The 25,365-nt window shown below is 71.2% G+C and carries 21 protein-coding genes; 17 read left to right on the top strand and 4 right to left on the bottom strand.

The features are described 5' to 3' along the window. Positions 1-64: 64 nt before the first annotated feature. Positions 65-1,297 carry an HD-GYP domain-containing protein gene (locus tag D7X96_RS14925; RefSeq protein WP_120549866.1) on the bottom strand — a complete coding sequence of 411 codons (1,233 nt, stop codon included), beginning with the start codon at positions 1,295-1,297 and terminating at the stop codon, positions 65-67. 172 nt (positions 1,298-1,469) lie between these two features. Then, complete coding sequence (gene thiO, locus D7X96_RS14920; RefSeq protein WP_121770022.1) at positions 1,470-2,585, bottom strand: glycine oxidase ThiO; 1,116 nt, start codon at positions 2,583-2,585, stop codon at positions 1,470-1,472. Between the two features lie 294 nt (positions 2,586-2,879). Between thiO and hisG the strand changes: the two genes are divergently transcribed. From hisG to D7X96_RS14870, 10 genes are all read left to right on the top strand, one after another. Beyond that, entirely contained in the window at positions 2,880-3,737 is an 858-nt protein-coding gene (hisG, locus tag D7X96_RS14915; RefSeq protein WP_121770021.1) for an ATP phosphoribosyltransferase, read from the top strand. An 82-nt stretch (positions 3,738-3,819) separates the two neighbouring features. After that, positions 3,820-5,121 (top strand): histidinol dehydrogenase, encoded by a 1,302-nt coding sequence (gene hisD / locus D7X96_RS14910; RefSeq protein WP_121770020.1) that lies wholly within the window; start codon positions 3,820-3,822, stop codon positions 5,119-5,121. Further along, a complete protein-coding gene (locus tag D7X96_RS14905; protein ID WP_121770019.1) occupies positions 5,118-6,155 on the top strand; it encodes a pyridoxal phosphate-dependent aminotransferase in 1,038 nt (345 codons plus the stop codon). Before hisD ends, D7X96_RS14905 begins: the two co-directional genes overlap by 4 nt. Continuing rightward, positions 6,155-6,748: an imidazole glycerol phosphate synthase subunit HisH gene (hisH, locus tag D7X96_RS14900; RefSeq protein ID WP_121770018.1), complete on the top strand. Its 594-nt coding sequence runs from the start codon at positions 6,155-6,157 to the stop codon at positions 6,746-6,748. Before D7X96_RS14905 ends, hisH begins: the two co-directional genes overlap by 1 nt. Then, positions 6,745-7,461 carry a 1-(5-phosphoribosyl)-5-[(5-phosphoribosylamino)methylideneamino]imidazole-4-carboxamide isomerase gene (locus tag D7X96_RS14895; protein ID WP_120549860.1) on the top strand — a complete coding sequence of 239 codons (717 nt, stop codon included), beginning with the start codon at positions 6,745-6,747 and terminating at the stop codon, positions 7,459-7,461. The genes hisH and D7X96_RS14895 overlap by 4 nt, the downstream gene beginning before the upstream one ends. Beyond that, positions 7,458-8,003, top strand: a complete 546-nt coding sequence (locus tag D7X96_RS14890) for an imidazoleglycerol-phosphate dehydratase (RefSeq protein WP_121722556.1) — start codon at positions 7,458-7,460, stop codon at positions 8,001-8,003. Before D7X96_RS14895 ends, D7X96_RS14890 begins: the two co-directional genes overlap by 4 nt. Further along, positions 8,003-8,764 (top strand): imidazole glycerol phosphate synthase subunit HisF, encoded by a 762-nt coding sequence (gene hisF / locus D7X96_RS14885; protein WP_121770017.1) that lies wholly within the window; start codon positions 8,003-8,005, stop codon positions 8,762-8,764. Before D7X96_RS14890 ends, hisF begins: the two co-directional genes overlap by 1 nt. Then, complete coding sequence (gene hisN, locus D7X96_RS14880; protein WP_121770016.1) at positions 8,761-9,543, top strand: histidinol-phosphatase; 783 nt, start codon at positions 8,761-8,763, stop codon at positions 9,541-9,543. The genes hisF and hisN overlap by 4 nt, the downstream gene beginning before the upstream one ends. Next, complete coding sequence (gene hisIE / locus D7X96_RS14875) at positions 9,540-10,157, top strand: bifunctional phosphoribosyl-AMP cyclohydrolase/phosphoribosyl-ATP diphosphatase HisIE (protein ID WP_120549856.1); 618 nt, start codon at positions 9,540-9,542, stop codon at positions 10,155-10,157. Before hisN ends, hisIE begins: the two co-directional genes overlap by 4 nt. A gap of 222 nt (positions 10,158-10,379) precedes the next feature. Continuing rightward, positions 10,380-10,823 (top strand): DofB protein, encoded by a 444-nt coding sequence (locus tag D7X96_RS14870; RefSeq protein WP_120549855.1) that lies wholly within the window; start codon positions 10,380-10,382, stop codon positions 10,821-10,823. Positions 10,824-10,885: 62 nt separating this feature from the next. Here D7X96_RS14870 and D7X96_RS14865 read toward each other — a convergent pair whose 3' ends face one another. Further along, on the bottom strand, positions 10,886-11,878 hold the full coding sequence (locus D7X96_RS14865; protein ID WP_244219588.1) for a hypothetical protein: 993 nt from the start codon (positions 11,876-11,878) through the stop codon (positions 10,886-10,888). A 210-nt stretch (positions 11,879-12,088) separates the two neighbouring features. On the opposite strand from D7X96_RS14865, the gene lpdA reads away from it, so the two are divergent. Next, entirely contained in the window at positions 12,089-13,486 is a 1,398-nt protein-coding gene (lpdA, locus tag D7X96_RS14860) for a dihydrolipoyl dehydrogenase (protein WP_121722554.1), read from the top strand. Here lpdA and D7X96_RS14855 read toward each other — a convergent pair. After that, positions 13,483-14,481, bottom strand: coding sequence for a helix-turn-helix transcriptional regulator (locus tag D7X96_RS14855; protein ID WP_120549852.1), 999 nt, complete (start codon positions 14,479-14,481; stop codon positions 13,483-13,485). The genes lpdA and D7X96_RS14855 overlap by 4 nt on opposite strands. 105 nt (positions 14,482-14,586) lie before the next feature. Here D7X96_RS14855 and D7X96_RS14850 point away from each other — a divergent pair, with 105 nt between their 5' ends. From D7X96_RS14850 to D7X96_RS14830, 6 genes are all read left to right on the top strand, one after another. Then, on the top strand, positions 14,587-15,543 hold the full coding sequence (locus D7X96_RS14850) for an SDR family oxidoreductase (RefSeq protein ID WP_121770014.1): 957 nt from the start codon (positions 14,587-14,589) through the stop codon (positions 15,541-15,543). Positions 15,544-15,609: 66 nt separating this feature from the next. Further along, positions 15,610-17,031: a hypothetical protein gene (locus D7X96_RS14845; RefSeq protein WP_121770013.1), complete on the top strand. Its 1,422-nt coding sequence runs from the start codon at positions 15,610-15,612 to the stop codon at positions 17,029-17,031. A gap of 137 nt (positions 17,032-17,168) precedes the next feature. Then, a complete protein-coding gene (locus D7X96_RS14840) occupies positions 17,169-17,633 on the top strand; it encodes a hypothetical protein (protein WP_147442979.1) in 465 nt (154 codons plus the stop codon). Positions 17,634-17,730: 97 nt separating this feature from the next. Further along, a complete protein-coding gene (locus D7X96_RS39550; RefSeq protein WP_147468310.1) occupies positions 17,731-17,943 on the top strand; it encodes a hypothetical protein in 213 nt (70 codons plus the stop codon). Between the two features lie 104 nt (positions 17,944-18,047). Continuing rightward, positions 18,048-23,948 carry an Ig-like domain-containing alpha-2-macroglobulin family protein gene (locus D7X96_RS14835; RefSeq protein ID WP_121770012.1) on the top strand — a complete coding sequence of 1,967 codons (5,901 nt, stop codon included), beginning with the start codon at positions 18,048-18,050 and terminating at the stop codon, positions 23,946-23,948. Then, a partial coding sequence (locus D7X96_RS14830; RefSeq protein ID WP_199747173.1) for a transglycosylase domain-containing protein occupies positions 23,948-25,365 on the top strand: 1,418 nt, incomplete at its 3' end. The genes D7X96_RS14835 and D7X96_RS14830, both read left to right, overlap by 1 nt.

The following is a 25,365-nucleotide window of genomic DNA, read 5'->3' as shown; positions in this document are numbered from 1 at the left end:
GGGCCTTCCGCCTTCATGGATAGCAACCCCGCCCGGGAAAGCCACCGCTTCCCGGGGGCAGGGTTCAGCCCTCGGTGCCGGACGCTGAACGGATGACGGGGGGCGGCGCGCCAATGGGCGTCGCGCTGGGGCCCACCGGCGGAGAATCCGGCTCGTCGTCCAGGTCGGTGAGCCGCGCCAGCTCGGCCTCGGACTCGGCGGCGTCCGCGGCGGCCTGCATCGGGTTGAGCTTCTTCTCCGCCATCTCCTTCTTGATGCGGATGAGGCCCTCCTCGCCGATGTCCAGGAACGCCTTCACGACCTCAGGGTCGAACTGCGTGTTGGCGCAGCGCTTGATCTCCTGGATGGCGTTCGCGAACGTCGTGCCCTTGCGGTACGGCCGGTCGCTCGTCATCGCGTCCAGCGTGTCCGCCACCGCGAAGATGCGCGCGCCGATGTGGATCTCGTTGCGCTGGAGGTTGCGGGGGTAGCCCGCGCCGTCGTAGCGCTCCTGGTGCGACAGGACGATGTCCGCCGGCGTGGAGAGGAAGGGGATGTTCTGGATCATCTGGAAGCCAATCTCCGGATGACGCCGCATCTCCAGCCACTCGTCGGGGGTGAGCTTGCCCGGCTTGAGCAGCACCGCGTCCGGCACGCCGATCTTCCCGATGTCGTGCAGGAGCGCCCCGCGGCCGATCTCCTCCATCTCCTTGCCGTGGATGCCCATGCGGGTGGCGATGGCGGAGGTGTAGCTGACCACGCGCTGGGAGTGGTCGCTCGTCTCGTGCTCGCGCGCGTCCAGGGCCGCCACCAGCGCCAGCAGCGTGTTCTGGTACGTGTTGGCGATGTTGTGCAGCGCGCTGCGCAGCTCGGCGGTGCGGTCGCGCACCTTGCCCTCGAGCTTCTTCTGGTAGCGCTTGCGCGCCATCTCGATGCGGCGCTTGGCGAGCGCGCGTTCGATTGCCCGGATGAGGTCCGTGAGCTTGGGTGGCTTGAGCAGGTAGTCCACCGCGCCCCGGCGCAGACAGTCCACGGCGGACTCGGTGTCGCCGTAGCCGGTGAGCATGATGACGGACGTGTCCGGCAGCCGCTCGCGCAGGTTCTCCAGCAGCCAGAGTCCGTCACGGCCCGGCATCTTCATGTCGCTGATGACGAGCGGCGTCTCTTCTTCACCCGCCACGTCGAGCGCCATCTCGGCGCCGTTGGCCACGACGCAGTTGTAGCCCTCCTCGCGGAGGAGCACGGAGATGACGTCGCGGACGGAATCGTCATCGTCGACGATCAGGATTCTGGGCGGTGCGGGGGGGATGGCTTCCACGGCGGAAGATTCTAGAGGTTTCCAGGGATTAAAGGCGAACGAGTGCGAGAAATCATCACCCCCTCGCCTCCCTGCCATCCAGGGTGGGGTGCGAGCCCTGGCGCCGGGGTGAACGTCGCGGGTCCCCGGAGCATTCCCCGCCTCGCGGAGTAGGGCGGGCAGGCGCCCCGCGTCATCCGCGCGCCGCGGTGCCCCGGTCGTAGCGGAAGGGGGTGAGGTCCACCGAGGGCTTCTCCCCCAGCACGGCCTGGGCGACGAGCTTCGCGGTGATGGGGGCCAGCAGGATGCCGTTGCGGAAGTGGCCGGTGGCGAGGAACAGGCCGGGCGAGGGGCCCGCACCGATGTACGGCAGCGCGTCCTGGGTCCAGGGACGGAAGCCGGCCCAGGTCTCCGTGATGGGCGCGGTGCCCAGCTCCGGACAGAGCTCCAGCGCCATGTCGAGGATGCGCGCCAGCCCCGCCGCGGTCACCTGCTTGTCGAAGCCCACGTGCTCCATGGTGCTCCCGGCGATGATCCGCCCGTCCGCGCGCGGCACCAGGTAGCCCTTCGCGGACGTCACCACGCGCTCCAACAGGGGCAGCCGCGTCTGCAACTGGATCATCTGTCCGCGCGCCGGCCGCACGGCCTGCGCCGACACGCCCGCACCCTGGACCAGGGAGGACCACGAGCCCGCCGCCAGCACGACGGCATCCGCGCGCAGCACCTCGCCATCCAGGTCCACACCCACCGCGCGGCCGTCTTCGTGCACCACGCCGCGCACGTAGCCGCTCTTGAACACCGTGCCCACGCGCGCGGCGGCCATGGTGAGCGCGCGGACGAGGAGCCGGTTGTCCACCTGGTGATCATCCGGGAAGTGCGCGGCGCCCACGGCGGTGGGGGACAGGTGGGGCTCCAGCTCGCGCGCGGCCCTGCCGTCAATCAGCTCGGCGCGCAGCCCCATGCCGTGCTGCCAGCCCACGGTGGACTCCACGTGGTGGAGGTCCGCCTCGTCGAACGCGACGCGCAAGAGGCCGCACGGCCGGTACGCGATGTCCACGCCGGACAGTTCGCGCAGCTCCGAGGCGAAGCTTGCGTAGAGCGCTCGGCTTCGCAGGCAGAGTTCGAAGAAGGGGCCCGGTCCGTCCGCCTCCCACTGGGGGGCGAGGATGCCGCCGGCGGCGCTGGAGGCTTCCGCGCCGGGGATGGAGCGCTCCAGCACCGTCACGCGCGCGCCGGCCTGACGCAGTCTCAGCGCGATGCCGCAGCCCATCACACCACCGCCCACCACGAGGACGTCGGAGGTTGCCATGCGGCGCTTGTGCTCAAGCGAGCACGGGTTTGCAAGCGTCAAGACGTGCCATGACCCGGGGTGACTTGACGTTGGGGGCTCCGGTCGTTAACCCTAGGGCCGTGCGTTCCACCTCCGTGCATCATCACCATGCGCATCATCGGCCGGCCCATGACGGGACCGTTCGCCGCGCGCATGCCTGGGTGACGCACTAGAAACGCACCCACTTCCGGCAGATGCCGCAGTGACCGAAGGCCCGTCCCCCCAGGACGGGCCTTTTTTCGTTTCCGCCATCGCAGTCCCCCGAGCCCATCCATGTTGAAGATTGCCCTGCCCAACAAAGGACGTCTGTCCGAGGAAGTGCGCGAGCTGTTCAACGACGCGGGCCTGGAGGTGCGCGCTCGGGGCGAGCGGGCCCTCACCGCGTCGCTGGGCGGCGAGTTCGAGGCCATCTTCGTCCGAGCCCAGGACATCCCGGAGTTCGTCGCGGACGGCGCCGCGCAGGCGGGCGTCACCGGCTGGGACCTGGTGAACGAGGCCGGGCGCGAGCTGGAGCCGCTGATGGACCTGGAGTTCGGCCGCTGCCGGCTGGTGGTGGCCGCGCGCGACGAGAGCGGCATCTCCCGCGTGGAGGACGTGAAGGACGGGATGCGGGTGGCCTCGTGCTTCCCCCGGCTGACGCAGGCCTTCTTCCAGCAGCGAGGGCAGAAGGTGACGGTGGTGCCGGTGAGCGGCGCGGCGGAGATCGCCCCGCACCTGGGCATCGCGGACATCGTGGTGGACCTCACGTCCACGGGCTCCACGTTGAAGATGAACGGCCTCAAGGAAGTGGCCACCGTGCTGGAGTCGAGCGCCCGGCTGGTGGCGTATCCGCGCAATGACACGGAGGCGCGGCGCGCGCTGGAGGAGCTGACGCAGGCGCTGGGTTCGGTGCTGGCGGCGCGAGGGCGGCGCTACCTGATGGCCAACGTGCCGAAGACGTCCCTGGAGCAGGTGCGCGAGGTGCTGCCCGGCCTCAACGGCCCCACGGTGGTGGACGTGATGAACGGGGGCCACTTCGTCGCGGTGCACGCGGTGGTTTCGTCGCGGAACCTCTACCGCACGGTGAGCGCGCTGAAGGCGCTGGGCGGGCAGGGCATCCTCGTCACACGCATCGAGAGGTTGATGGCATGAGCGCCCGAACCTTCGAGTCCAGTTCGCGCGGGGCGCGTAGCAGCCAGAGCCTCCGCGCGATGCGCATGGGGAGGCAGACGCCATGAGCGCCCCCATCCTCAAGTACCAGGGAGTCTTGTCCTCGCTGGAGCCCGACGCCCGGCGGAAGCTGCTCGCGCGCACGGGAGAGTCGGACACCCTGGTGGCATCCCGTGTCCAGGCGCTCATTGCCCGCGTGCGCACCGAGGGCGACCGGGCGCTCTTCGACTTCGCGCGGGAGTTCGACCGCGTGGAGTTGGCGTCCCTGGAGGTTCCTCGCGAACGGTGGAACGCGGCGCTGGAGTCGATTCCGTCCGGCGTGCGCGAGGCGCTGACCCGCGCGGCGCGCAACATCGCCCGGGCACATGCCGCGCAGCGGCCCCAGGCCACCGAGGTGGAGACGGAGCCCGGTGTCGTCGTGGGCCGCAGGCCGGATCCGCTGAGTCGCGTTGGCGTGTACGCGCCCGGCGGCAGGGCGGTGTACCCCAGCAGCGTGCTCATGGGTGTGGTCCCCGCGAAGGTCGCGGGCGTGGGCGAGGTCATCGTCTGCTCTCCACCGGGACCAGACGGTCTTCCGAGCGCGGGCGTGCTCGCGGCGGCGGCGCTGGCGGGCGCGGATCGGGTCTTCGCGTTGGGCGGCGCGGGCGCGGTGGCCGCGTTGGCCTACGGCACCGAGAGCGTTCCCCGCGTGGACCGCATCGTCGGACCGGGCAACGCGTACGTGGCGGCCGCGAAGCTCCAGGTGGTGGATGCGGTCGCCATCGACGCCCCCGCGGGCCCGAGCGAGATCCTGGTGGTCGCCGACGCGAGCGCCCGTCCTGACGCGGTGGCGCGCGAGCTGCTGGCCCAGGCGGAGCACGACCCCGACGCCTGCTGCGTGGCGCTGGTGGTGGGCGCTTCGCTGGCGCAGGCGGTGCGGGACGCGGTGGAGCAGCAGGCCCGTGGCGCTCGTCGAGGGGACATCGTCCTGTCGGCGTTGGGGAGCCGGGGGGCGGTGTTGCGCATCGACTCGCTGGAGGAAGCGTGGCCCTTCGTCGCGGAGTTCGCTCCGGAGCACCTGTTGCTCGCGACGGCGAAGCCCTCGGAGGACCTGGCGAGGGTTCGCAACGCGGGCACGGTGTTCGTGGGACAGCGCGCGTCGGTGGCCTTCGGCGACTACCTCACCGGCGCGAATCACGTGCTGCCCACGGCGGGGCTGGCCCGGGCGTACTCGGGGCTGAGCGTGCTGGACTTCTACCGGTGGACCACGTGGCAACGCGTGACCCCGGAAGCCGCCGCGGCGATGGCGGATGACGTGGGAACGCTGGCGGACAGCGAGGGCCTGTTCGCCCACGCGGACGCGGCCCGGGCCTGGAGGATGCAGTGATTCCCTTCCGCGACACGTATCGGGACATCCCGCTGTACTCCCCGGCGAAGAAGCCGTGCCGGGTGGACCTGAGCGACAACACCAACCTCTTCGGTGCACCCCCATCCGCGGACCGTGTGCTGAGGGAGGAGGGCTTCCTGCGGCTGGCGCGCTATCCCGCCGGCTATGCGCCGGACCTGAAGCGCGCCGTCGCGAGCTACGCGGGCGTCTCGGTGGAGAACGTGACGACGGGCTGCGGCTCGGACGACGTCATCGACTGCGCGCTGCGGGCCTTCCTGGAGCCCGGGGACGTGGTGGCCTTTCCGGATCCCACGTTCGTGATGGTGCCCCTGTACGCCCGTTTGAGCGCGCTCAAGCCGGTGCCCGTTCCGCTGCGCTCGGACCATGAGCTGGACGTGGACGGCCTGCTCGCCACGGGGGCGAAGCTCATCTACGTGTGCACGCCGAACAACCCCACCGGCACGGTGGCCTCACGCGCGGCGCTGGAGCGGCTGGTGGACTCCGCTCCGGGCGTGGTGCTCATTGATCAGGCCTATGTGGAGTTCACGCGGGACGGGGACTTCCTCGACCTGGCGCGGACGCGGCCCAACGTCCTGGTGACTCGCACGATGTCCAAGGCGTTCGGCCTGGCGGGCCTGCGCGTGGGGTGGGGCGTCGGGGCGCCGTCGCTGGTCGCGGAGGTGGAGAAGGCCCGCGGGCCCTACAAGCACACGGCGCTGGGCGAAGCCGTGGCGGTGGCCGCGCTCACGGAGGACGTCGCGTGGATGGAGGCCTGCGCGGCGGAGGCAGTGGAGAACCGCGAGCGGCTGCGCGGCGCACTGAAGGCGCTGGGGCTGGCGCCGCTTCCATCCGAAGGGAACTTCCTCCTCGTCCCCGTGCCGGAGGCGCGGCGGGTGGGCGAGGCGCTGCGGGAGCGCAACGTGAACGTGCGGGTGTTCGAAGGGCTCACGGGCGTGGGCGATGCGCTGCGCATCGGCTGCGGGCCCTGGCCCATGATGGCTTCGGCGCTGAAGGCCTTGAAGGAGGTGCTGTGATGCGGGTGACCCTGTTCGACTACGGCGCGGGCAACCTGCACTCGCTGATCAAGGCGCTGGCCACCACGCCCGGCGCGGACGTGCGCGTGCAGGAGGATCCGCTGCGAGCGCTGGACACCGACGTCCTGGTGCTGCCCGGCGTGGGGGCGTTCGGTTCGGCGGCGGCGCGGCTTGCTCCGGGGCGCGAGGCGATGCGCAAGGCGCTGGACGCGGGCCTGCCGTGCCTGGGCATCTGCCTGGGCATGCAGCTGCTCTTCGAGGAGAGCGACGAAGGGGCAGGGCAGGGACTCGGCTACTTCCCGGGCCGGGTGACGCGGCTGGCCGCGCGGCATGTGCCGCAGATTGGCTGGAACGACGTGGAGGAGGACCGGGCGCTCCGGTCCGCGCGGTTGTCCACCGTGTACTACGCGCACAGCTTTGTCTGCCGTGCAGTGGAGTCACGCGAAGTGGTGGGCTGGACCACCCACGAGGGCGACCGGTTCCCCGCCTCCGTGCGGCGCGGCAACGTGCTGGGCGTGCAGTTCCACCCGGAGAAGTCCTCCCAAGCGGGTGTCCGCTTCGTGCAGGCGTTCCTCCAGGAGGTGTCGTCATGATCGCCATCCCTGCCATCGACCTGCGGGAGGGCGCGTGCGTGCAGCTCGTGGGCGGTTCCTATGAAGCAGAGCGCGTGCGCGTGAATGATCCGCTGGATGCCCTGAAGCAGTGGCTCGCGCTGGGCTTCCGCACGTTCCATGTCGTGGACCTGGACGCGGCGCTGGGCAAGGGCTCCAACGCGGACGTGGTGGCGCGGCTGGTGTCGCACGCTCCGGGCCTCACCTTCACGGTGGGCGGCGGCGTCCGTGAGGCCTCGCGCGTGGAGGCGGTGCTCGCGGGCGGAGCGTCCTCGGTCGTCGTGGGGACCCGCGCCATCGAGGACCTGGCCTGGCTCACGGAGGTCTCGCAGCGCTTCCCGGGCCGCGTCGTGGTGGCCGCGGACGTGAAGGGCCGCGAGGTCGTGACGCGCGGCTGGACGTCCGGCAGCGCTCGCGACATCCGCGACGTGCTGTCCGCGCTGGAGCCCCTGCCGCTGGGCGGAATGCTCGTCACGGCGGTGCACAAGGAAGGACAGCTGGGCGGCGTGGACCTGCCCCTGATGGAGGAGGTCGCCCGTTCGAGCCGGCACCGGCTCTATGCCTCCGGAGGCGTGACGACGTTGGAGGACCTGCGCGCGCTGGCGAAGGTGGGCGCGCACGGAGCGGTGGTGGGCATGGCGCTTTACACAGGTCGGTTGGATGCGCGCGCGGTCGCGCGGGAGTTCACGCAATGAGCACGGTCACCACGGTCGTCCGTGAAACGAAGGAGTCCCAGGTCACGGTGGAGCTGGCTCGCGGAACCGGCGTGGCCCGGGTGGACACGGGCCTCAAGTTCTTCGACCACATGCTCGCCACGTTCGCGCGCTACGCGGGGCTGGACCTGACCCTGCGCGCTCGCGGCGACCTGCGCCACCACCTGATGGAGGACGTGGCCATCACCCTGGGCACCGCCGTCCAGCGCGTCATCCCCGCCACCGCCGCGCGCTACGGCGAACGCACCCTCCCCATGGATGACGCGCTGGTGCAGGCGTGCCTCGACGCGGGCGGGCGCTTCTACTACCGGGGCCCGCTGAAGAACCGGCTGTACGAACACTGGATGCGCTCGTTCTGCGAGCACTCGCGCATCACGCTCCACCTGCGCGTGCTCCGCGGCAAGGACAGCCACCACCTCACCGAAGCGGCCTTCAAGGCGCTGGGGCTCGCGCTTCGCGACGCCATGGTGGACTCCGGCGTCGTCTTCAGCATGAAGGGCAGCGTCTCCCTGGAGGTGAAGTGATGCTGCGCCGGCGGATCATCGTGTGTCTGGACGTGAAGGGCGGCCGCGTGGTGAAGGGCGTCCAGTTCGAGGGCCTGCGCGACGTGGGCGACCCGGTGGAGCTGGCCCAACGCTATGAGGAGGCTGGCGCGGACGAGGTCACGTTCCTCGACATCTCCGCGAGCGCCGAGGAGCGCCAGACGCTGTGGGACCTGGTCCAGCGCACCGCGGAGCGCCTGTTCATCCCGCTCACCGTGGGCGGCGGCGTGCGCACCGTGGACGACGTGGGGCGCGCGCTGCGGGCCGGCGCGGACAAGGTGAGCATCAACTCCGCGGCCGTGGCCACGCCCGAGCTGCTCACCGGCTGCGCGGAGCGCTTCGGCGCCCAGTGCGTCGTGGCGAGCATCGACGCGAAGCGCGAGGGAGACCGCTACCGCGTCTACACGCACGGCGGCCGGCGTCCCACCGGCCTGGACGCCGTGGCCTGGGCGAAGGAGTGCGTCCGGCGCGGCGCGGGCGAGGTGCTGCTCACCAGCATCGACCGGGACGGGGCCCGCACGGGCTACGACCTGGAGCTGACCCGCGCGGTGGCCCAGGCCGTGGACGTGCCCGTCATCGCCTCCGGTGGCGCGGGCCGCGCGGAGCACGTGCGCGATGCGCTGACGCTGGGCGCGGCGGACGCGGCGCTCGTCGCTGGCATCCTCCATGACGGCCTCACCACGGTGGGCGCCTTGAAGTCCCTGCTGAAGGACAACGGCATCGCCATCCGGAGCACGACATGAACGCGGACCCGCGAGACTTGATGGAGGCCGCCGCGGACGTGGCGCGCAAGGCCGGTGACGTGGCGCTGGACTTCTTCCGGCGCGGCATCGCCGTGGACACCAAGAGCGACGGCACGCCCGTGACGGTGGCGGACCGCACCGCCGAGTGGACCGCCCGCGAGTGGCTGGAGGCGCGCTTCCCCAACGACGGCATCCTGGGCGAGGAGTTCGGCGAGTCGCGCGCAGGCGCGAAGCGCCGGTGGATATTGGATCCCATCGACGGCACGAAGACGTTCATCCGGGGCGTGCCGCTGTGGGGCACGCTGGTCGCGGTGGCGGAAGGGGAGACCATCCTCGCGGGCGCGGCCTACTTCCCGGCCGTGAACGAGCTGGTCGTCGCGTCCCCGGGCCTGGGTTGCTTCTGGAACGGATCCGCGACGCGCGTGTCGGAGCAGGACTCGCTGGCCCGGTCGGTGGTGCTCATCACCGACGATCGCTTCCTCCAGAACCCCGCGAAGGGCGCGGCCTGGAAGGAGCTGTCCCGGCAGGCCTCCCTCTCCCGCACGTGGGGGGACTGCTACGGCTACCTCCTCGTCGCCACCGGCCGCGCGGAGGTCATGGTGGATGAGGCCCTGTCGCCCTGGGACGCGGCGGCCCTGCAGCCCATCATCGAGGAGGCCGGCGGCGTGTTCACCGACTGGAAGGGCACGCGCACGGCGTTCGGCGGTGACGGCATCGCCACCAACGCGGCGCTGTCGAGGCGCGTGCGCGACGTGCTGCGCTCGGGAGGCCCGTCATGACGTTGGACCTCTCCAAGTTGAACTTCGACAAGGGCCAGGGACTGGTGACGGTCGTCACGCAGGACGCGAGCACCGGCGACGTGCTGATGGTCGCGCACGCCGACCGCGAGGCGCTGGAGCGCACGCTCGCCACGGGCGAGATGCACTACCGCTCCCGCACGCGCGGGCTCTGGCACAAGGGCGCCACCAGCGGGAACACACAGCAGGTCATCTCCCTCACCGCGGACTGCGACGGCGACGCGGTGCTCGCGCGCGTGCGCAAGGCCGGCCCCGCGTGCCACACCGGCGAGGAGACCTGCTTCGGCGAAGGGCACTGGGACGCGCTCGCGCACCTGGACGCGACGCTCGCCGCGCGCGCCTCCGGTCCTCCACCCGAGGGCGCGAAGCCCAGCTACACCCGGCGCCTCTTGGAGGACCGCAACCTGCGCCTGAAGAAGCTGGGCGAGGAGGCCGCGGAGCTCGTCACCGCCTGCGCGGACGCGGACACGCACCGCGCCGCGGAAGAGGCCGCCGACGTGCTCTTCCACGTGCTCGTCGCGGTGCGTTCCCTGGGGTTGACGCTGGATGACGTGAAGGCCGTCCTCGCCGCCCGCGCACGCCCCAGGGTGCCCTGAACTCCCCGAAAAACCCGGCGTGTCGGTTGCGACCCAGGTGGAGTTGTCCAGCAGCACTGCATCCTCACAGCGTGGCTGGCACACAGGCGCCCCAAAGGTGCATGCGTGTGTCCGCTACTCTTCAACCGCTTCTGTGATCCTGGTACAGATTCCGCCCTGCGACACGGGCCGTGCCCGACGAAGCGGCCCCGTCGTCATCAGCGTTCGCATCCCGGAGGCCTCGTGTCTGCCACGTACCAATCCGAACTCATCGACCGCGTCCTGTTCTCGCGCTGGCACAACCCGCCGACGAAGGACGACGTCCAGGCCATCATGGCGCAGATGGAGGAGGCGACGCAGCGTCTGGGGCAGAACGTGCTGTACATCGCGTCCATCAGCCCCAAGGCGAAGGTTCCCGACGCGACCGAGCGCGCGCACCTGAACCAGATGGTGGCCGAGGGCCGCCGCTACTGTGAGCAGTCCTGGCTCGTGTACGAGGGCACGGACCTGCAGCACAACCTGCAGCGAGTCATCATCTCGGGCGTGCTCATCCTCACGCGCACGTTCGACAACTACCTGTCGGTCGCGAAGTCGGCGGACGCCATCGTGAAGGACGTCTCCACCGCCCTGAAGAAGGACGCGTCCGGCATCTTCCGCCAGGCGCGCGACCGCGGCCTCATCGCCTGACCCTCCCCACGCGGGCGACGTCGGAGCCTCCTCCGACGCCGCGTGCGGCCTGGCGCCCGTGCCTACCGGGCGCCGATGATCTCCAGCTCCTTCAGCTCCACCCCTGGCCGCTCCGGAAGGACGCTCACCGCGTCCACGTCGAGCAGGGGGACCCCGGGCTTGCAGATCTCCCACCTGCCCGTGCCGTGGAAGCGGCAGACGGTGGGATCCACGAAGAAGGCCTTGCCCCCTGCCTCGGCGTTGCCCACGCCGTCCGGCGCGCGGACGTGCGCCCGCAGTGTGCCCGGCCCCGTGGCCCGCACCTGGAAGGACACGGCGTACTTCAGCGACGGCGCGTACTCCAACCGCAGCACGGTTTCCGTGCCCGCCATGGGCAGCTTCACCCCGGACAGCTCGTCGCGGTCGAACGCTCGGAACGCGTCCCCGGGGCCTGACTTCTGATCCGGCTCGATGGCCTTGGTCTCCACCGCGCCCGCCGTGTTCAGCGTCGCCAGCAGGGGCGCCTGGTGGGCCTGCTGCACCGCCGCCGCGTTCAGGAGGGGGGCGGGCATCTGGCCCGTCTTCACGCACGTGGGCGCCAGGGCCTCCGTGAGCGCCAGCAGCTGCGGCTCCAGGGCCGGGCCCGTCACGGCCGCGGGGCCCACGGCCTGGCGCACGAGCTCCTGGCAGGCTGAGCCCAGGGCGGACCCCGCGTGCTCCAGGCTCCAGGTCGCCTCCTGCAGGGGCGGGTTCTTCCGGGCGGCGGCCTCCCGCAGCGCGCGCGTCACGGCCTGGCCGCAGGGATTGTCCTCGGGCGCACAGCGCTCGCACAGGGTGGCGAGCAGCTCGCGGGGCAGGCCGTCCTTCGCGGTGACGGGCGACAGGGCGGCCAGGGCGGGGCCCCTCGCGCAGGCGGCGGCTGGAGGAGTGGGGCAGTCGCCGAGCTGCCGGCGCGCGTCACTCCAGGCCGTGCCGGCGTCCCCCGGGGTGCCTCCGTCGGAGGAGAGGAGGTCGCCCAGGACGGCGTCCAGGCCCCGGCACGCGGCGGGGCCCAGGTCGGGCGGGGTGATCCTCACGGGTGTTCCGCCCGGCGCCTTCCCGGGGGCCGGAGCGGGCGGGGCTTGATGCGACACGTAATAGAGGCGCGCGAACGCCAGCAGCGCTACTAGCATCAAGAGAAGCGTGTGGAGCGGGAAGCGACGCACGAGCAAACTCCTTGATTCCAACCGGGACCGGGGGTTATCAGCGCCCGCGAGTTCCATCCGCAAAAATGACCGGAGGCGTGTGTGGCTGAGACTTTCGACGTGGTGATCATCGGCTCGGGTCCTGGCGGCTATGTGGGCGCCATCCGCGCGGCCCAGCTCGGGCTGAAGACGGCCATCATCGAAAAGGACAAGCGCCTGGGTGGCACGTGTCTGCACCGCGGCTGCATCCCCACCAAGTCGCTGCTGTGGACGGCGTCGCTCTTCCACCACATCAAGGAGTCGTCCGACTTCGGCATCGACGTGGCGAACCCCACCGTGAACTGGGCCAACGCCCAGAAGCACAAGGACAAGGTCGTCACGAAGGGTGCCAACGGCATCGACTTCCTGATGAAGAAGAACAAGATCACCGTGGTGAAGGGCCACGGCCGCATCGCCGGCAAGGGCAAGGTGGAGGTCACGGCGGAGGACGGCTCCAAGCAGACCCTGGAGACGAAGAACATCATCATCGCCACGGGCTCCGTGCCCAAGTCCCTGCCGAACGTGGCGGTGGACCACAAGCGGGTGATGAACAGTGACTCCATCCTGACCATCGACCGCATCCCCAAGAGCATCATCGTCCTGGGCGCCGGCGCGGTGGGCTGCGAGTTCGCCTCCGTGTTCAACCACGTGGGCAGCAAGACGGCCATCGTGGAGTACATGCCCGCGCTGCTCCCCATCGAGGACGCGGACATCTCCAAGGAGCTGGACAAGATCTTCCGCCGCCGCGGCATCGACGTGCACACCGGCTCCGCGGTGCAGAAGGTGGAGCACACGGCGGACGGCGTGCGCGTCACCATGAAGGTGGGCGAGGAGACCAAGACGCTGGAGGCCGAGATCCTCCTGTCGGCGGTGGGCCGCGCGCCCGTCACCGAGGACGTGGGCCTCAACAAGACGTCCATCCAGACCGACCGCGGCTTCATCAAGGTCGACACGCTGTGCCGCACCAGCGAGCCCAACGTCTACGCCATTGGCGACGTCATCCCCACGCCGATGCTGGCGCACATGGCCTCCGCCGAGTGCGTGATGGTGGTGGAGCACATCGCCGGCAAGAACCCCGCGCCCATCAACTACGACCTGACCCCGTCCGCCACGTACTGCTACCCCGAGGTGGCGTCCGTGGGCCTGACGGAGAAGAAGGCCAAGGAGCGCGGCTACGACGTGAAGGTGGGCGTGGCCCCCTTCGGCGCGGTGACGAAGTCCGCCATCTCCAACGAGTCGGTGGGCCTCATCAAGATCGTCTCCGACAAGAAGTACGACGAGGTGCTGGGCATCCACATCATCGGGCCGCACGCCACGGAGCTGCTCGCCGAGGCCTGCGTCGCGATGAAGCTGGAGATCACCACCGAGGAGCTGGCCCACACCATCCACGCGCACCCGACGCTCTCCGAGATCATGCACGAGGGCGCCGAGGCCACGCTGGGTCACCCGCTGCACTTCTAGCGGGCGCGGCGGCCCGGCCTCTTCTGGCCGGGCCCGCCGTAGAGCGCCAGCAGTGAGGCCGCCAGCGCGGCCAGCCGCTGGCGCAGGGGCTCCGGGGCGAGCACTTCGACGCCCGCCCCGATTTCGCACAGCTGGGAGACCGCGATGGCCTCCCGTTCGAAGTCCAGCGTCACCTTCCGCTTCCCACCGCGTGCCGCGGGCGCCTTGTCGATGCGCTCACCGTCGGCCGGGGGACGCAGCTTCCGCAGCGCGGCTTCCCCCTCCGGCGTGCAGGAGAGGGTGACGTCGTAGCGGGGGCGCCCGGTGGCGAACCTCGCGCACCAGTCCTTCCAGAAGGCGGGCAGGTCGAAGCCCTGCGGGCGGGTGAAGCCCTGGGGGGACAGCCGCACGTCGCCAATGCGCCCGCCCCGGAAGACGCGCGGGCCCTTGTCCGTCCCGGCGACGAGGTACCAGCGGTCCGCCTTGATCACGAGCCCGTAGGGGTCCACCGTCCGGCGGGTTCTCGCGCCGTCGAAGTCCTGGTAGCTCAGTGACACGCGGCGGTCCTGCCAGGCGGCGTCGCGCAGCTTGCCCAGGTGGGGCAGGGGCTCGCGGCCGGTGAACCAGCCGGAGGCGTCCACGTGGAGCCGCTGTCGCGCGTGCTCCAGCGCGGGCTGCTGGAGGGCGGGGAGGGCCGCGGCCAGCTTCACCAGGCCCGTGCGCAGCGGTCCGGACAGGCCCAGGTCCTCCAACGCTCCGGGGGCGCCCACCGTGGCCAGCGCCTGGAGCTCCGGGCGGGTGAGGCCGGTGAGCTGCGTGCGCCAGCCCTCCATCAGCGCCACGCCGCCCGTCGCTCCGCGTGTGGCGTAGACGGGGACGCCCGCGGTGGAGAGGGCGTCCAGGTCCCGGTGGACGGTGCGGCTGGAGACCTGGAGCTCGCGCGCCAGCTCGCCCACGGTACTGCGGGGGCGGGCCTGGAGGCGCATCAACAGGTGGACGAGGCGATCCGCGCGCATGGGCCCTCCGGCCTGGGGACGAGGTGCACAGCCTGGACCGGGAATCATGACAGAGGGTGTCAGGATTGGGCAGGCAGGGTGGCGCGTGAAAGGGGAGGTACCGACATGAAGCCACTCGAAGGACAGGTGGCCCTGGTCGCGGGAGCGACGCGGGGCGCGGGCCGGGGAATCGCGACGATGCTGGGGGCGGCGGGGGCCACGGTGTACTGCACCGGGCGCAGCGTGCGGGGCGGGCTCGCGAGCGGGCCGTCGCGGCCGGAGACGATTGAAGAGACGGCGGAGCAGGTGACGGCGCTGGGCGGGAAGGGCATCGCGGTGCGGGTGGACCACTCCGTGGAGGAGGAGGTGGAGGCGCTGTGTCAGCGCATCCGCGCGGAGGCCGGGAAGCTGGACGTGCTGGTCAACGACATCTGGGGCGGGGAGACGCTGCACGAGCTGGGGCTGCCGTTCTGGAAGCAGTCTCCGGCGAAGGCCCGGCTGATGTTCGACCGCGCGGTGGGCACGCACCTGGTCACCAGCCGGTACGCGGTGCCGCTGATGCTGGAGCGTGACCGGGGGCTCATTGTCGAAGTGACGGATGGGGACTCGTTCGGGTACCGGGGCGGCGTCTCGTATGACGTGACGAAGATGGCGGTCATCCGGCTGGCGTTCGCGATGTCGCGGGATTTGCGCCGCACGAACATCACGGCGCTGGCGGTGACGCCGGGGTTCCTGCGCTCGGAGGAGATGCTGGATGGCTTCGGGGTGAAGGAGGCGAACTGGCGCGACGCGGTGAAGAACGTCCCGGACTTCATCGCGTCGGAGACGCCGTCGTATGTGGGCCGCGCGGTGGCGGCGCTGGCGGCGGATCCGGACGTCCGGCGCAGGGCGGGGCGTGTGGTCGCGTCATGGACGCTGGCGCGCGAGTACGGCTTCACGGACCTGGATGGTTCGCAGCCGCACTGGGCGGAGCACTTCGAGCGGACGTACGGCAAGCCGTACACGGTCGCGGACGACGCGGCCTATGCGTCGTGGCAGGGGGGCTCCATCGAAATCGTATGCCCGGACTGGCCGCGCTATTGAGTGCGCGCACGGCCCATCCCCGGCGGCCGGGCGAAGCGGTATGGTCTGACGCAAGAGGTCGCGCACATGGCCAAGGGGCACCGCAGGAACGACGAGCCGGATCGGATCGACGAGACCCGGGTCGCGCCGCTCGATGATGACCTGGACGAGACGGATCAGGTCCAGACCGAGCAGACGCAGGTGCCGGCCTCCGTGCAGCGCGATGTCGCGGAGGCAGCCCGGTCGTCGCAGGGGAGCCCCGGCCGGAAGTCCTGGGGCAACCAGGCGCGGACCGCGCCCCCCACGGCCCCGCGAGCCGCCGAGTTCACGGGCCTGGAGACGCGGATGGCGCCGCCGCCGGTCCCCGACGAGGACCTGGTCCTGGAGACCCGCGTGGATGGGCTTCCGCCCCCCGTGCCCGTGGAGGATGGCGACGAGGACTACACCGCGCCGGAGACCGCCGTGCGTCCGTCGCGCGGCGGTGCACGCGAGGAGGGGCAGGGCCTCCCGGAGATTGCCCGTCCGGGTCGTGCCGCGCGTGGAGGTGGGCAGGGCGCCCCGTCAGGCCGCGCGGTGACCCGCGAAGAAGGGCAGGACCTTCCGGAGATCATCCGCCCAAGTCGTGGCGGCTCCCGTGATGAAGGGCAGGGGCGTGCGGACAACGCGCGTCCGGGCCGTGGTGGCTCACGCGAGGAAGGGCAGGGCCTTCCCGAGATCATCCGTCCGGGTCGTAGTGGATCCCTCGATGAGGGGCAGGGCCAGCCGGAGAACGCCCGTCCTTCGCGCGGTGGTAGCGCCTCACGTGGCAATGGCGGCTCGAAGGAGGAGACCTTCGAGCTGCCGGAGATCATCCGCGCGGGCCGTGGCGCCGAACTCGACGGAAGCTCCTCCGAGCCTCCTCGCAAGGTCAGCCGCCCGGAGCCGATGATCTTCGCGCCGCTCCCCTCCGCGCAGGCGGCGAGCCAGTCGGAAGCCACGCCCGAGCTGCGCACCATGTTCGCGACGCACTCCGCGCTGCTCGCGGAGCGCCTCAAGGCCGAACTCCAGCACAAGATCTACGGCCGCACCCCGCACCGCATCCTGCGCGTGGACGAACCCGAGGGCCCCAGCACCGCGGGCGGCAAGCAGGCCCGTCAGGCCATCTCGCTCGTGGACCGCAAGGGCGTCGCGCCGGCGCTCGTCGTGGGCTGGGTGGACGTGGCCAAGGGACAGGCCGCGCTGCGCAACCACGAGGCCGTGGCCAGGCGCTACGAGTTCCAGCACGGCACGCCCCTGGAGCTGATCCCGGAGGAATACGAGAAGTTCCTCACCGACGTGGACGAGGTGCTGCGCACCGCCGCCATCCAGGTCCGCATCCTCGTGCCGGATGAATCCGCGCCCACCCGTGCCACCGTGGGACAGCAGGCACCGCGCGCCACCGGCGTCGCCGTGCGCTGGGTGATGCTGCTCGTCGTCATCGCATTCCTGCTGGGACTCGCCGCTGGAGCGAAGCTGCTCCACGGCGGCTGAGTCCCGCTCCGAGCCTCGGATGGCGGCCTCGCCGGCCTGTGGCGTGCATCCTGCATAACGCGAAGGAATGACGCCTCCTCCGCGGCGAAGCGTGGCCACGGTGCCGCACTACGAAGGAAGAGGCTTCGGGGACTGACATGCGACGCAACACTCAGGGAATGAAGCTCAGGCGCGGTGCTGTAATGGCGGTGCTCATCGGGCTCGTGGGTACGCTCGCGCAGGCCGCGCCGCCCCGGTGGAGCGTGCCACGCGATGCGCGAATCGAGCACCTGGAAGCCCGCATGGCGGAGGGCCCCGACAGGGATCACTGCGGCGACTTCACGCTCTCGGCGGAGGAGACGCTCACGTACCTGCGCCTGGCGACGCTCATCCCGGACGTGGAGGTGCATGGCCGGGTGGAATGGGTGGGCTGCGTCGTTCAGGGCACGCTGGTGTCCGGCAAAGGCAAGCAGCGCAAGGAGGTCAAGTTCGAGATCTCCGCGACGCTCGCGGCCCGCCTCGACGCCCCCGTCAACGGCATGCGCTACCTCGTCTGCGAGGGCGCCTGCGACGCGAAGATGACCGCCCTCTACGAGAAGCGCGCACGGCAGGAGCAGAAGTAGGCCTGTCCATTGGACGATGGGCGCCAGCGCACCGGTGCGATGGCCGGAGCGCCGCGCCCCTTCCACCTTGGTGCCTCCCCATCCCGCTGGAGGCCCCATGGCGTCACCCGCTCGCCGTCCCAAGTCCCACTGGCGCAAGCTGCTGGGCGGCTGCGTCGTGTCCATCGCCCGCGTCTTCGCGCCCACTTCGGTGCTCGCGGATGGCCCGCCGGTGCTGGATGGCCGTCCGCGTTACAGTCGCGTTCCAGTCCCCGGGCGGGGCTCTCAATCGCTCGGAATCCAAGGCGTGGATCCGCGCCTGCCCGGATGACGCGGGAGTGAGAGCGGGGCGGGGGGCCCCGTGGTACGGTGCTCGCGTCATTTTTCCGGGGGGACATTCACGAGTGCCCGCCCTGGAACTTCGTGAGCCCCACCATGCGCAGACTTTCTCTGCTGGCCCTCTGCCTCGCCGTCGCCACCGCGTGTTCGCGCGGCGACAAGGACGCGAAGGGCGGCCCCTCGGAGACCGGCACCGCGCCGGCTTCGTCCTCCAAGTCCCCCGGCCTCGCCGTCGAGCCGCTGCCCGAGCCTCCCGCGCTGAAGATCGACGCCCAGGACGTCGCGGCGCAGGGCCCGCTGTCCATCGCGGCCGCTCGGCCGCAGGGACAGGTCTACGGCAGCGCCCGGCCGACCATCACCTTCACCAAGCCGATGATCGCCCTGGGCTCCGTCGCCGCGGAGCGCGGCCTGGCGGCGCCCGCGACCATCACCCCCGCGCTGGAGGGTGAGTGGCGCTGGCTGGGCTCCGCGAGCGTGGAGTTCGTGCCGAGCTCCCCCGCGAAGATGGGCACGCAGTACACGGTGACGGTGCCCGCGGGCCTCAAGGCCATGGACGGCACCGCGCTGGCGGAGCCGTACCGCTTCCAGTTCGAGACGCCGCGCCCCACCCTCCAGTCCGCGCAGCCGGACGCGAACTTCCGCTGGCTGCAGCCGGAGCAGGTCTTCACGCTGACCTTCAACCAGGCCGTGAAGGATTTGGCGCAGCACGCGCGCCTGACTCCCGCGACCGGCGCTCCCGTGCCGCTCACGCTGGTGAAGGCGACGCCGTACGCGGACCTGAAGGAGACGCAGGTGGGCAGCGGCCCGGAGCGCCGTTCGCAGGACCGCCGCGTGAAGTACGAGCTGAAGCCCGCGCAGAAGCTGCCGGCGGGCACGCAGTTCACCCTGGTGGTGGACGGTGAGCTGACGGGCACCGAAGGCCCGCTGCCCATGGGCGAGCCGGTGAGCTACGACTACGCCACCTACGGCCCGCTCAAGGTGGAGTCCACGGGCGCGTGCGTGTTCACGTGGGGCGAGGAGAAGTGCTCCTACGGCCCGCTCATCCTCTTCACGTCCAACGAGCTGGACGTCGCCTCGCTCAAGGGCAAGGTCACGCTGGAGCCGAAGGCGGAGATTGATTGGGAGCGCGCGCAGACGCAGCTGCCGTGGTCGGGCGCGGAGGTGAAGTTCCCCTACGTGTCGCTGCCCGGCCGCTACCGCCCCGGCACCACGTACAAGATCAAGGTCGCGGAAGGCTACAAGGACCTCTTCGGCCAGACGGGCCCGGCCTTCCAGGGCCAGGTGAAGCTGTCGGACGTGGAGCCGTCCTTCGACTCCGGTGCGACCGAGGCGCTGGTGGAGGCGTCCGGTGACGGCTCCATCCCGCTGACGACGACCAACGTCCCGGAGGTGCAGGCGGAGGTGTGGGCGCTGTCCCCCGCGCAGCTCGCGCAGCTCATCGAGAGCCGTGACGGGTGGCCGGCCTCGGAGCCCTACCGCACGACGGTGGACACGAAGGCCGCGCGCAACGTGGAGCGCAGCACGCCGTTGGATCTGCGTCCGGCGTTCAACGGGGCGAAGACGGGCCTGTTCCTCGCGCGGCTCACGGCGCCGTCGCTCAACCAGAAGTACCCGCGCCGCGTCATCGGGCAGGTGACGGACCTGGCGGTGCACGCGAAGCTGGGCGCCGCCTCCGGCATCGTGTGGGTGACGTCGCTGGCGACGGGCGCTCCGGTGCCGGACGCGCAGCTGACGCTCTGGGACAAGGGTGGCACGGAGCACTGGACGGGCAAGACGGACGCCAACGGCCTGGCGAAGGTGCCGGGCCTGTCGGAGCTGCTCCAGCCCAAGAACGAGTCCGCGTGGAACACGCCCTGGGCCATGGTGTCCGCGGTGAAGGACGCGGACATCGGCGTGACGCTGTCCACGTGGGAAGGCGGCATGTCGCCCGGCGCGTTCTCGCTGCAGAGCGCGTGGGAGGGCCGCGTCCCGGACAGCCTGGGCTTCGTGTTCGCAGACCGTGGCATCTACCGCCCCGGTGACGACGTGATGCTCAAGGGCGTGGCGCGCTACCGCCGCCTGGGCGTGCTCAAGTCGCCGCCCGCGAACGCGAAGGCGCAGATCACCGTCACCAGCTCGCGCGGCGAGAAGATCTTCCAGACGGAGGCCGCCGTCACGAAGTACGGCACCTTCCGCGCGGACCTCAAGCTGGGCAAGGAGCTGCCCCTGGGCTACTACGACGTGGCCGCGAAGCTGAAGGTGGGCGGCGAGTCGCTGAGCTACGGCGGCACCTTCCGCGTGGAGGAGTACCGCGCGCCGCAGTTCCGCGTGGACGTGGCGGTGCCCAAGAAGGACGTCGCCGCCGGCGAGCCGCTCACCGCCCGCGTGGACGCGCGCTACCTGTTCGGTGGCGCCATGGGGGATGCGCAGGTGCGCTGGAGCGTGCAGCGCCAGAGCTCGTTCTTCATGCCCCCGGGCAACGAGGCCTTCACCTTCGGGGTGAACACCTGGTGGTGGGACGACGAGCAGCCGGAGCACAGCACGGAGTCGTTCGGCTCCGGTGATGGCCGCACGGACGCGCAGGGCCAGCTGGCGCTGGCGCTGGGCACGGCGGACGCGCCCGGTGGCAAGACGTGGGAGTACACGCTGGAGGCGGAGGTGGAGGACGTCAACCGCCAGCGCGTGGCCAACCGCAACCTCGTCATCGTGCACCCCGCGGACGTCTACGCGGGCCTGCGCATGCTCTCCACCGGCTTCGCGGAGGCCGGCAAGGAGGTGGGCCTGGAGCTCGTGGCCGTGTCCCCCGAGGGCAAGCGCCAGGAGGGCGTCGCGGTGGACGTGAACATCAAGCGCCGCGAGTGGAAGTCCATCCGCAAGAAGGGCGACGGCGGCCAGTGGTTCACCGTCACGGAGCCGGTGGAGACGGAGGCCGCGAAGTGCTCGGTGAAGAGCGCGGCGACGCCGCAGCAGTGCAGGTTCACCCCCGCCGAGCCCGGCCTGTACGTGATGGAGGCGGTGGCCACGGACGCGAAGGGCCGCAAGGCGACGACGCGCGACTCGCTCTACGTCACCGGCACCGGCTGGGTGTCCTGGCAGCGCAACGACACGGACCGCATCGACCTGGTGGCGGACAAGCAGCTGTACGACGTGGGCGACACCGCGAAGATTTTGGTGAAGAGCCCGTACCCGCAGGCGGAGGCCATCCTCACGGTGGAGCGCGAGGGCGTGCTCAGCGTGCGCCGCGTGAAGCTCAAGGGCAGCGCCACCGCGCTGGACGTCCCGCTGGGCGAGGGCGCCATCCCCAACGTCTACGTGGGCGTGGTGCTGGTGCGCGGCCGCGTGGAGGCGGCCAAGGGCATCGAGTCCGGTGACGACCCGGGCCGGCCCGCCGTCCGCGTGGGCTACACGCAGCTGCGGGTGGAGAAGAAGTCCAAGCGCCTGGCGGTGACGCTGACGCCGGACGCGCCCGAGAAGCGCCCGCGCGACAAGGTGACGGTGAACGTGGCGGTGAAGGACGCGGCGGGCCAGGGCGCGAAGTCCGAGGTCACGCTGTGGGCCGTGGACGAGGGCGTGCTGCGGTTGACGGGCTACAAGACGCCGGATCCGCTGGACGCGATGTTCCAGGAGCGCGGCCTGTCGGTGCGCATCGGCGAGCCGCTCATCCACCTGGTGCTGCGCAAGCTGTACGGCGAGAAGGGCTCGCGGCCGGGCGGCTCCGGCGGCTCCGACACCACGGGCTCCGGCATCCGGTCCAACTTCAAGACGACGGCGGTGTTCCAGTCGGTGGAGACGGACGACCAGGGCAACGCGAAGGTGGAGTTCACGCTGCCGGACAACCTGACCACCTTCCGCATCATGGCCGTCGCCGTGACGGACGCGGACCGCTTCGGCGTGGGCGAGAGCAAGGTGCAGGTGGCCAAGCCGCTGCTGGCGCTGCCGGCGCTGCCCCGGTTGGTGCGCGTGGGTGACAAGGCGGAAGCCGGCGTGGTCATCCACACCACGAACCCGGCCATCAAGGAGGCCAAGGTCACCGCGAAGCTCACGGGCGTGCGCGTGGAGGGCCCCTCGGAGAAGACGGTGTCGCTGGATGGCAAGGCGCGCGAGGTGCGCTTCACCTTCGTGGCCGAGCAGCCGGGCACCGCGGTGCTGCAGTTCGCCGTCGCGGGCGGCGGGGAGTCCGACGCGGTGGAGCAGAAGATCCCCGTGCAGCTGCCCGTGGGCATGGAGGCGGTGGCCACCTACGGTGACACCACGAGCGAGCGCGTGGAGGGGCTCCAGCCGCCGGGCGGCGTGCGTCCCGGCATGGGCGGCCTCACGGTGACGATGTCCTCCACGGTGATGGGCGGATTCGACGAGTCCATGAACCAGCTGGTGGACTACCCCTACGGCTGCCTGGAGCAGATGTCGTCGCGGCTGGTGCCGTTCGTCGCGCTGCGCGAGCTGTCCGGCAAGTTCGGCGTGGCGTGGACCGGCGGAACGGACGAACAGAAGCAGGCGTTCGTGCGCGGCTTCCTCAGCGAGGACGCGCTGAAGACGCAGGGCACGCTGGATCCGGACACCGTGGTGATGGCGACGGTGCGCAAGATTGAAGCGCTCCAGAACCACGACGGCGGCTTCCGCTTCTGGGCGTCCAACGACTGCGCGTCGCCGTATGCCTCCGCGTACGCGACGCTGGCGCTCGCCCGGGCCAAGGAGGTGGGCTACGCGGTGAACGCGAGCGTGCTGGACAAGGCGAAGAAGTACCTGGCGGACAAGGTGGCGGCGGGCGTGTGCACGCAGTGCCCGTACGGCTGCACCGCGCCGGGGCCGGAGACGCGGGCCTTCGCGCTCTACACGCTGGCTCGCATGGGGTCGCCGCGGCCGTCGTACTACAACGAGCTGTTCGAGCAGCGGCAGAAGCTGCCGCTCTTCGCGCGGGCGATGCTGACGGACGCCATCTTCGTGGGGAAGGGCAACCGCGCGCAGGGCCAGAAGATGCTCCAGGAGCTGCTCAACACGGCCCAGGAGACCGCGGCGGGCGTGCACTTCCAGGAGACGGACGCGAAGACGTACGCGCCGCTCTGGTCCTCCGACACGCGCACCACGGCGCTGGTGCTCCAGACGCTGGTGGACGTGCAGCCGGATCACCCCTACGTGTCGAAGATGGGGCGCTACCTGGCGTCCGCGCGCCAGGGTGACGGGCGCTTCCGCAACACGCAGGAGGCGGCCTTCACGCTGATGGCGCTGTCGGAGGTGGTCCGCCGCAAGGAGACGGCCGTGCCGTCCTTCGAGGCGGTGGTGAAGCTGGGCGGGCAGGTGATTGCCTCCGCCGACTTCAAGGGCCGCGACCTGGGCGTGAAGACGGTGCAGGTGCCGGTGGAGAAGCTGGGCCCGGCGGACAAGGCGCAGCCCTTCACCTTCGGCGTGAACGGCACGGGCAACCTCTACTACGGGGCGCTCTTGCGCTACGCGCCTGCGCAGCTGCCGGTGGATCCGTTGGATCGGGGCATCATCGTCCAGCGCTGGTTCGAGCCGTACTCGGGCGGTGGGCAGGCGAAGGCGGCGCGCGCGGGTGAGCTGGTGCGCGTGCGCGTGCGCGTGGCGACGCCGATGCAGCGCAACTTCGTGGCGGTGGACGTGCCGCTGCCCGCGGGCCTGGAGCCGGTGGACACGTCGCTGGCCAGCACGGCGAGCCTGCCGGGCCCCGTGGGCTCCGGCGAGGAGGAGGGCCCCGGCGAGGGCTACGAGTACGAGAGCGAGGAGGACCTGTCGGAGACGGACGAGGGCAACAACGTCTGGGCGACGCGCTTCTGGTCGCCGTTCAACCACACGGAGATGCGGGATGACCGCGTGGTGTTCTTCGCGGACGAGCTGCCCCCCGGCGTGCACGTGGCGAGCTTCGTTGCCCGGGCCACGACGCCGGGTGACTTCCTGCTCAAGCCCGCGCACGCGGAGGAGATGTACACGCCGGAGGTGTTTGGCCGCTCCGAGGGTGGACGCTTCCCGGTGCTGATGCCGGAAGAGGTCGCTTCGAAGTGATGAAGCGCCTCACGCTTCGCGGGATGATGCGCGCCGTGGCCCTGGCCGCGGTGCTCGGGGTGGTGGGCTGCGCGGGCTTCATCGCGTGGCCCCTGCCCGGGACGTTGTTGTCCCGCGAGGCGCTGTCCTCGCTGGTGCTCACCGACCGCACGGGCCATGCCCTGCGCGAGGTGCTCTCCCGCGAGGACGGACGCAGTGTGGGCCTTCCGGGGGGACGCATTCCCCCGAAGGTGCGGCAGGCCTTCATCGCCGCGGAGGACCAACGCTTCACGTCGCATCCGGGCGTGGACGTGGTGGCGGTGGCCCGGGCGGCGCGCGACAACGTGCAGGCCGGGCGCATCGTGTCCGGCGCGTCCACGATTCCGCAGCAGCTGGCGCGCAGGCTGGTGCCCCGCGAGCGTTCGTGGTGGGGCAAGGCGGGCGAAGCGCTGTGGGCGCTGCGGCTGACGGCGCACCTCTCCAAGGAGCAGGTGCTGCTGGAGTACCTGGACCGCGTGCCGCTGGGGAACTCCACGTTCGGCGTGGAGGCGGCGGCGCGGCGCTACTTCGGGCGGCCCGCGGAGCGGCTGTCGGCGGGACAGGCGGCGCTGCTCGCGGGGATGGCGCGGTCGCCCGCGCGGAGGGACCCCTACCGGCGTCCGGAGATGGCCATGGCGGGGATGCGCGACGTGCTCTCGCGCATGGTGGAGGAGGGCTTCCTGACGAAGGAGGAGGCGAAGGCGGCGGAGGAGACGCCGCTGGACCTGGTGCCTCCAGAGCGCGTGTTCGAGGTGCCGCACCTGACGACGGCGCTGCTCCAGCGGCTGCCGGAGCTGGGGCTGGACGGGGCCTCGCGCATCGAGACGACCATCGACCCGGCGCTCCAGGCGGCGGTGGAGAAGGCGATTACGGAGGAGCTGCGGGGACTCGCGCACCGGCGCGTGGGCGAGGCGGCGGCCATCGTCCTGGACAACGCGACGGGCGAGGTGCTCGCGTACGTGGGGTCCTCGGACTTCCTGGATGAGGAGAAGGGCGGGCAGAACGACGGTGTGCGTTCGCTGCGTCAGCCGGGGTCGGCGCTCAAGCCGTTCGCGTACGGGCTGGCGCTGAGCAAGGGCTTCACGCCCTCGAGCGTGCTCGCGGACGTGGAGGTGCACCTGGCCACGCCGGGCGGCGCGTACGTGCCGAAGAACTACGACCGGCGTGTGCACGGCCCGGTGCGGCTGCGGGCGGCGCTGGCGTCCAGCTACAACATCCCGGCTGTGCGGGTGGCGGACGCGCTGGGGCCGGAGCAGGTCTTGCGCGTGCTGCGCGAGGCGGGCTTCCAGAGCCTCACGGAGAGCGCGTCGCACTACGGCGTCGGCATCGTGCTGGGCAACGGCGACGTGACGCTGCGCGAGCTGGCGCGGGCGTACCGGGGGCTGGCGCGGGGTGGGGT

It is taken from the genome of Corallococcus interemptor, assembly GCF_003668875.1.
In the GTDB taxonomy this organism is placed as follows: domain Bacteria; phylum Myxococcota; class Myxococcia; order Myxococcales; family Myxococcaceae; genus Corallococcus; species Corallococcus interemptor.
The sequence above is the reverse complement of the archived record's forward strand: the minus strand, read 5'-3'. Positions and strand labels throughout refer to the sequence as shown.

Excerpts from the sequence above, each read along its gene's own strand:
- thiO (WP_121770022.1), bottom strand. The coding sequence starts at position 2,585 with ATGGCAACCTCCGACGTCCTCGTGGTGGGCGGTGGTGTGATGGGCTGC.
- hisG (WP_121770021.1), top strand. The coding sequence starts at position 2,880 with ATGTTGAAGATTGCCCTGCCCAACAAAGGACGTCTGTCCGAGGAAGTG.
- hisD (WP_121770020.1), top strand. The coding sequence starts at position 3,820 with ATGAGCGCCCCCATCCTCAAGTACCAGGGAGTCTTGTCCTCGCTGGAG.
- hisH (WP_121770018.1), top strand. The coding sequence starts at position 6,155 with ATGCGGGTGACCCTGTTCGACTACGGCGCGGGCAACCTGCACTCGCTG.
- D7X96_RS14895 (WP_120549860.1), top strand. The coding sequence starts at position 6,745 with ATGATCGCCATCCCTGCCATCGACCTGCGGGAGGGCGCGTGCGTGCAG.
- D7X96_RS14890 (WP_121722556.1), top strand. The coding sequence starts at position 7,458 with ATGAGCACGGTCACCACGGTCGTCCGTGAAACGAAGGAGTCCCAGGTC.
- hisF (WP_121770017.1), top strand. The coding sequence starts at position 8,003 with ATGCTGCGCCGGCGGATCATCGTGTGTCTGGACGTGAAGGGCGGCCGC.
- hisN (WP_121770016.1), top strand. The coding sequence starts at position 8,761 with ATGAACGCGGACCCGCGAGACTTGATGGAGGCCGCCGCGGACGTGGCG.
- hisIE (WP_120549856.1), top strand. The coding sequence starts at position 9,540 with ATGACGTTGGACCTCTCCAAGTTGAACTTCGACAAGGGCCAGGGACTG.
- D7X96_RS14855 (WP_120549852.1), bottom strand. The coding sequence starts at position 14,481 with ATGCGCGCGGATCGCCTCGTCCACCTGTTGATGCGCCTCCAGGCCCGC.
- D7X96_RS14850 (WP_121770014.1), top strand. The coding sequence starts at position 14,587 with ATGAAGCCACTCGAAGGACAGGTGGCCCTGGTCGCGGGAGCGACGCGG.
- D7X96_RS14845 (WP_121770013.1), top strand. The coding sequence starts at position 15,610 with ATGGCCAAGGGGCACCGCAGGAACGACGAGCCGGATCGGATCGACGAG.
- D7X96_RS14840 (WP_147442979.1), top strand. The coding sequence starts at position 17,169 with ATGCGACGCAACACTCAGGGAATGAAGCTCAGGCGCGGTGCTGTAATG.
- D7X96_RS39550 (WP_147468310.1), top strand. The coding sequence starts at position 17,731 with ATGGCGTCACCCGCTCGCCGTCCCAAGTCCCACTGGCGCAAGCTGCTG.
- D7X96_RS14835 (WP_121770012.1), top strand. The coding sequence starts at position 18,048 with ATGCGCAGACTTTCTCTGCTGGCCCTCTGCCTCGCCGTCGCCACCGCG.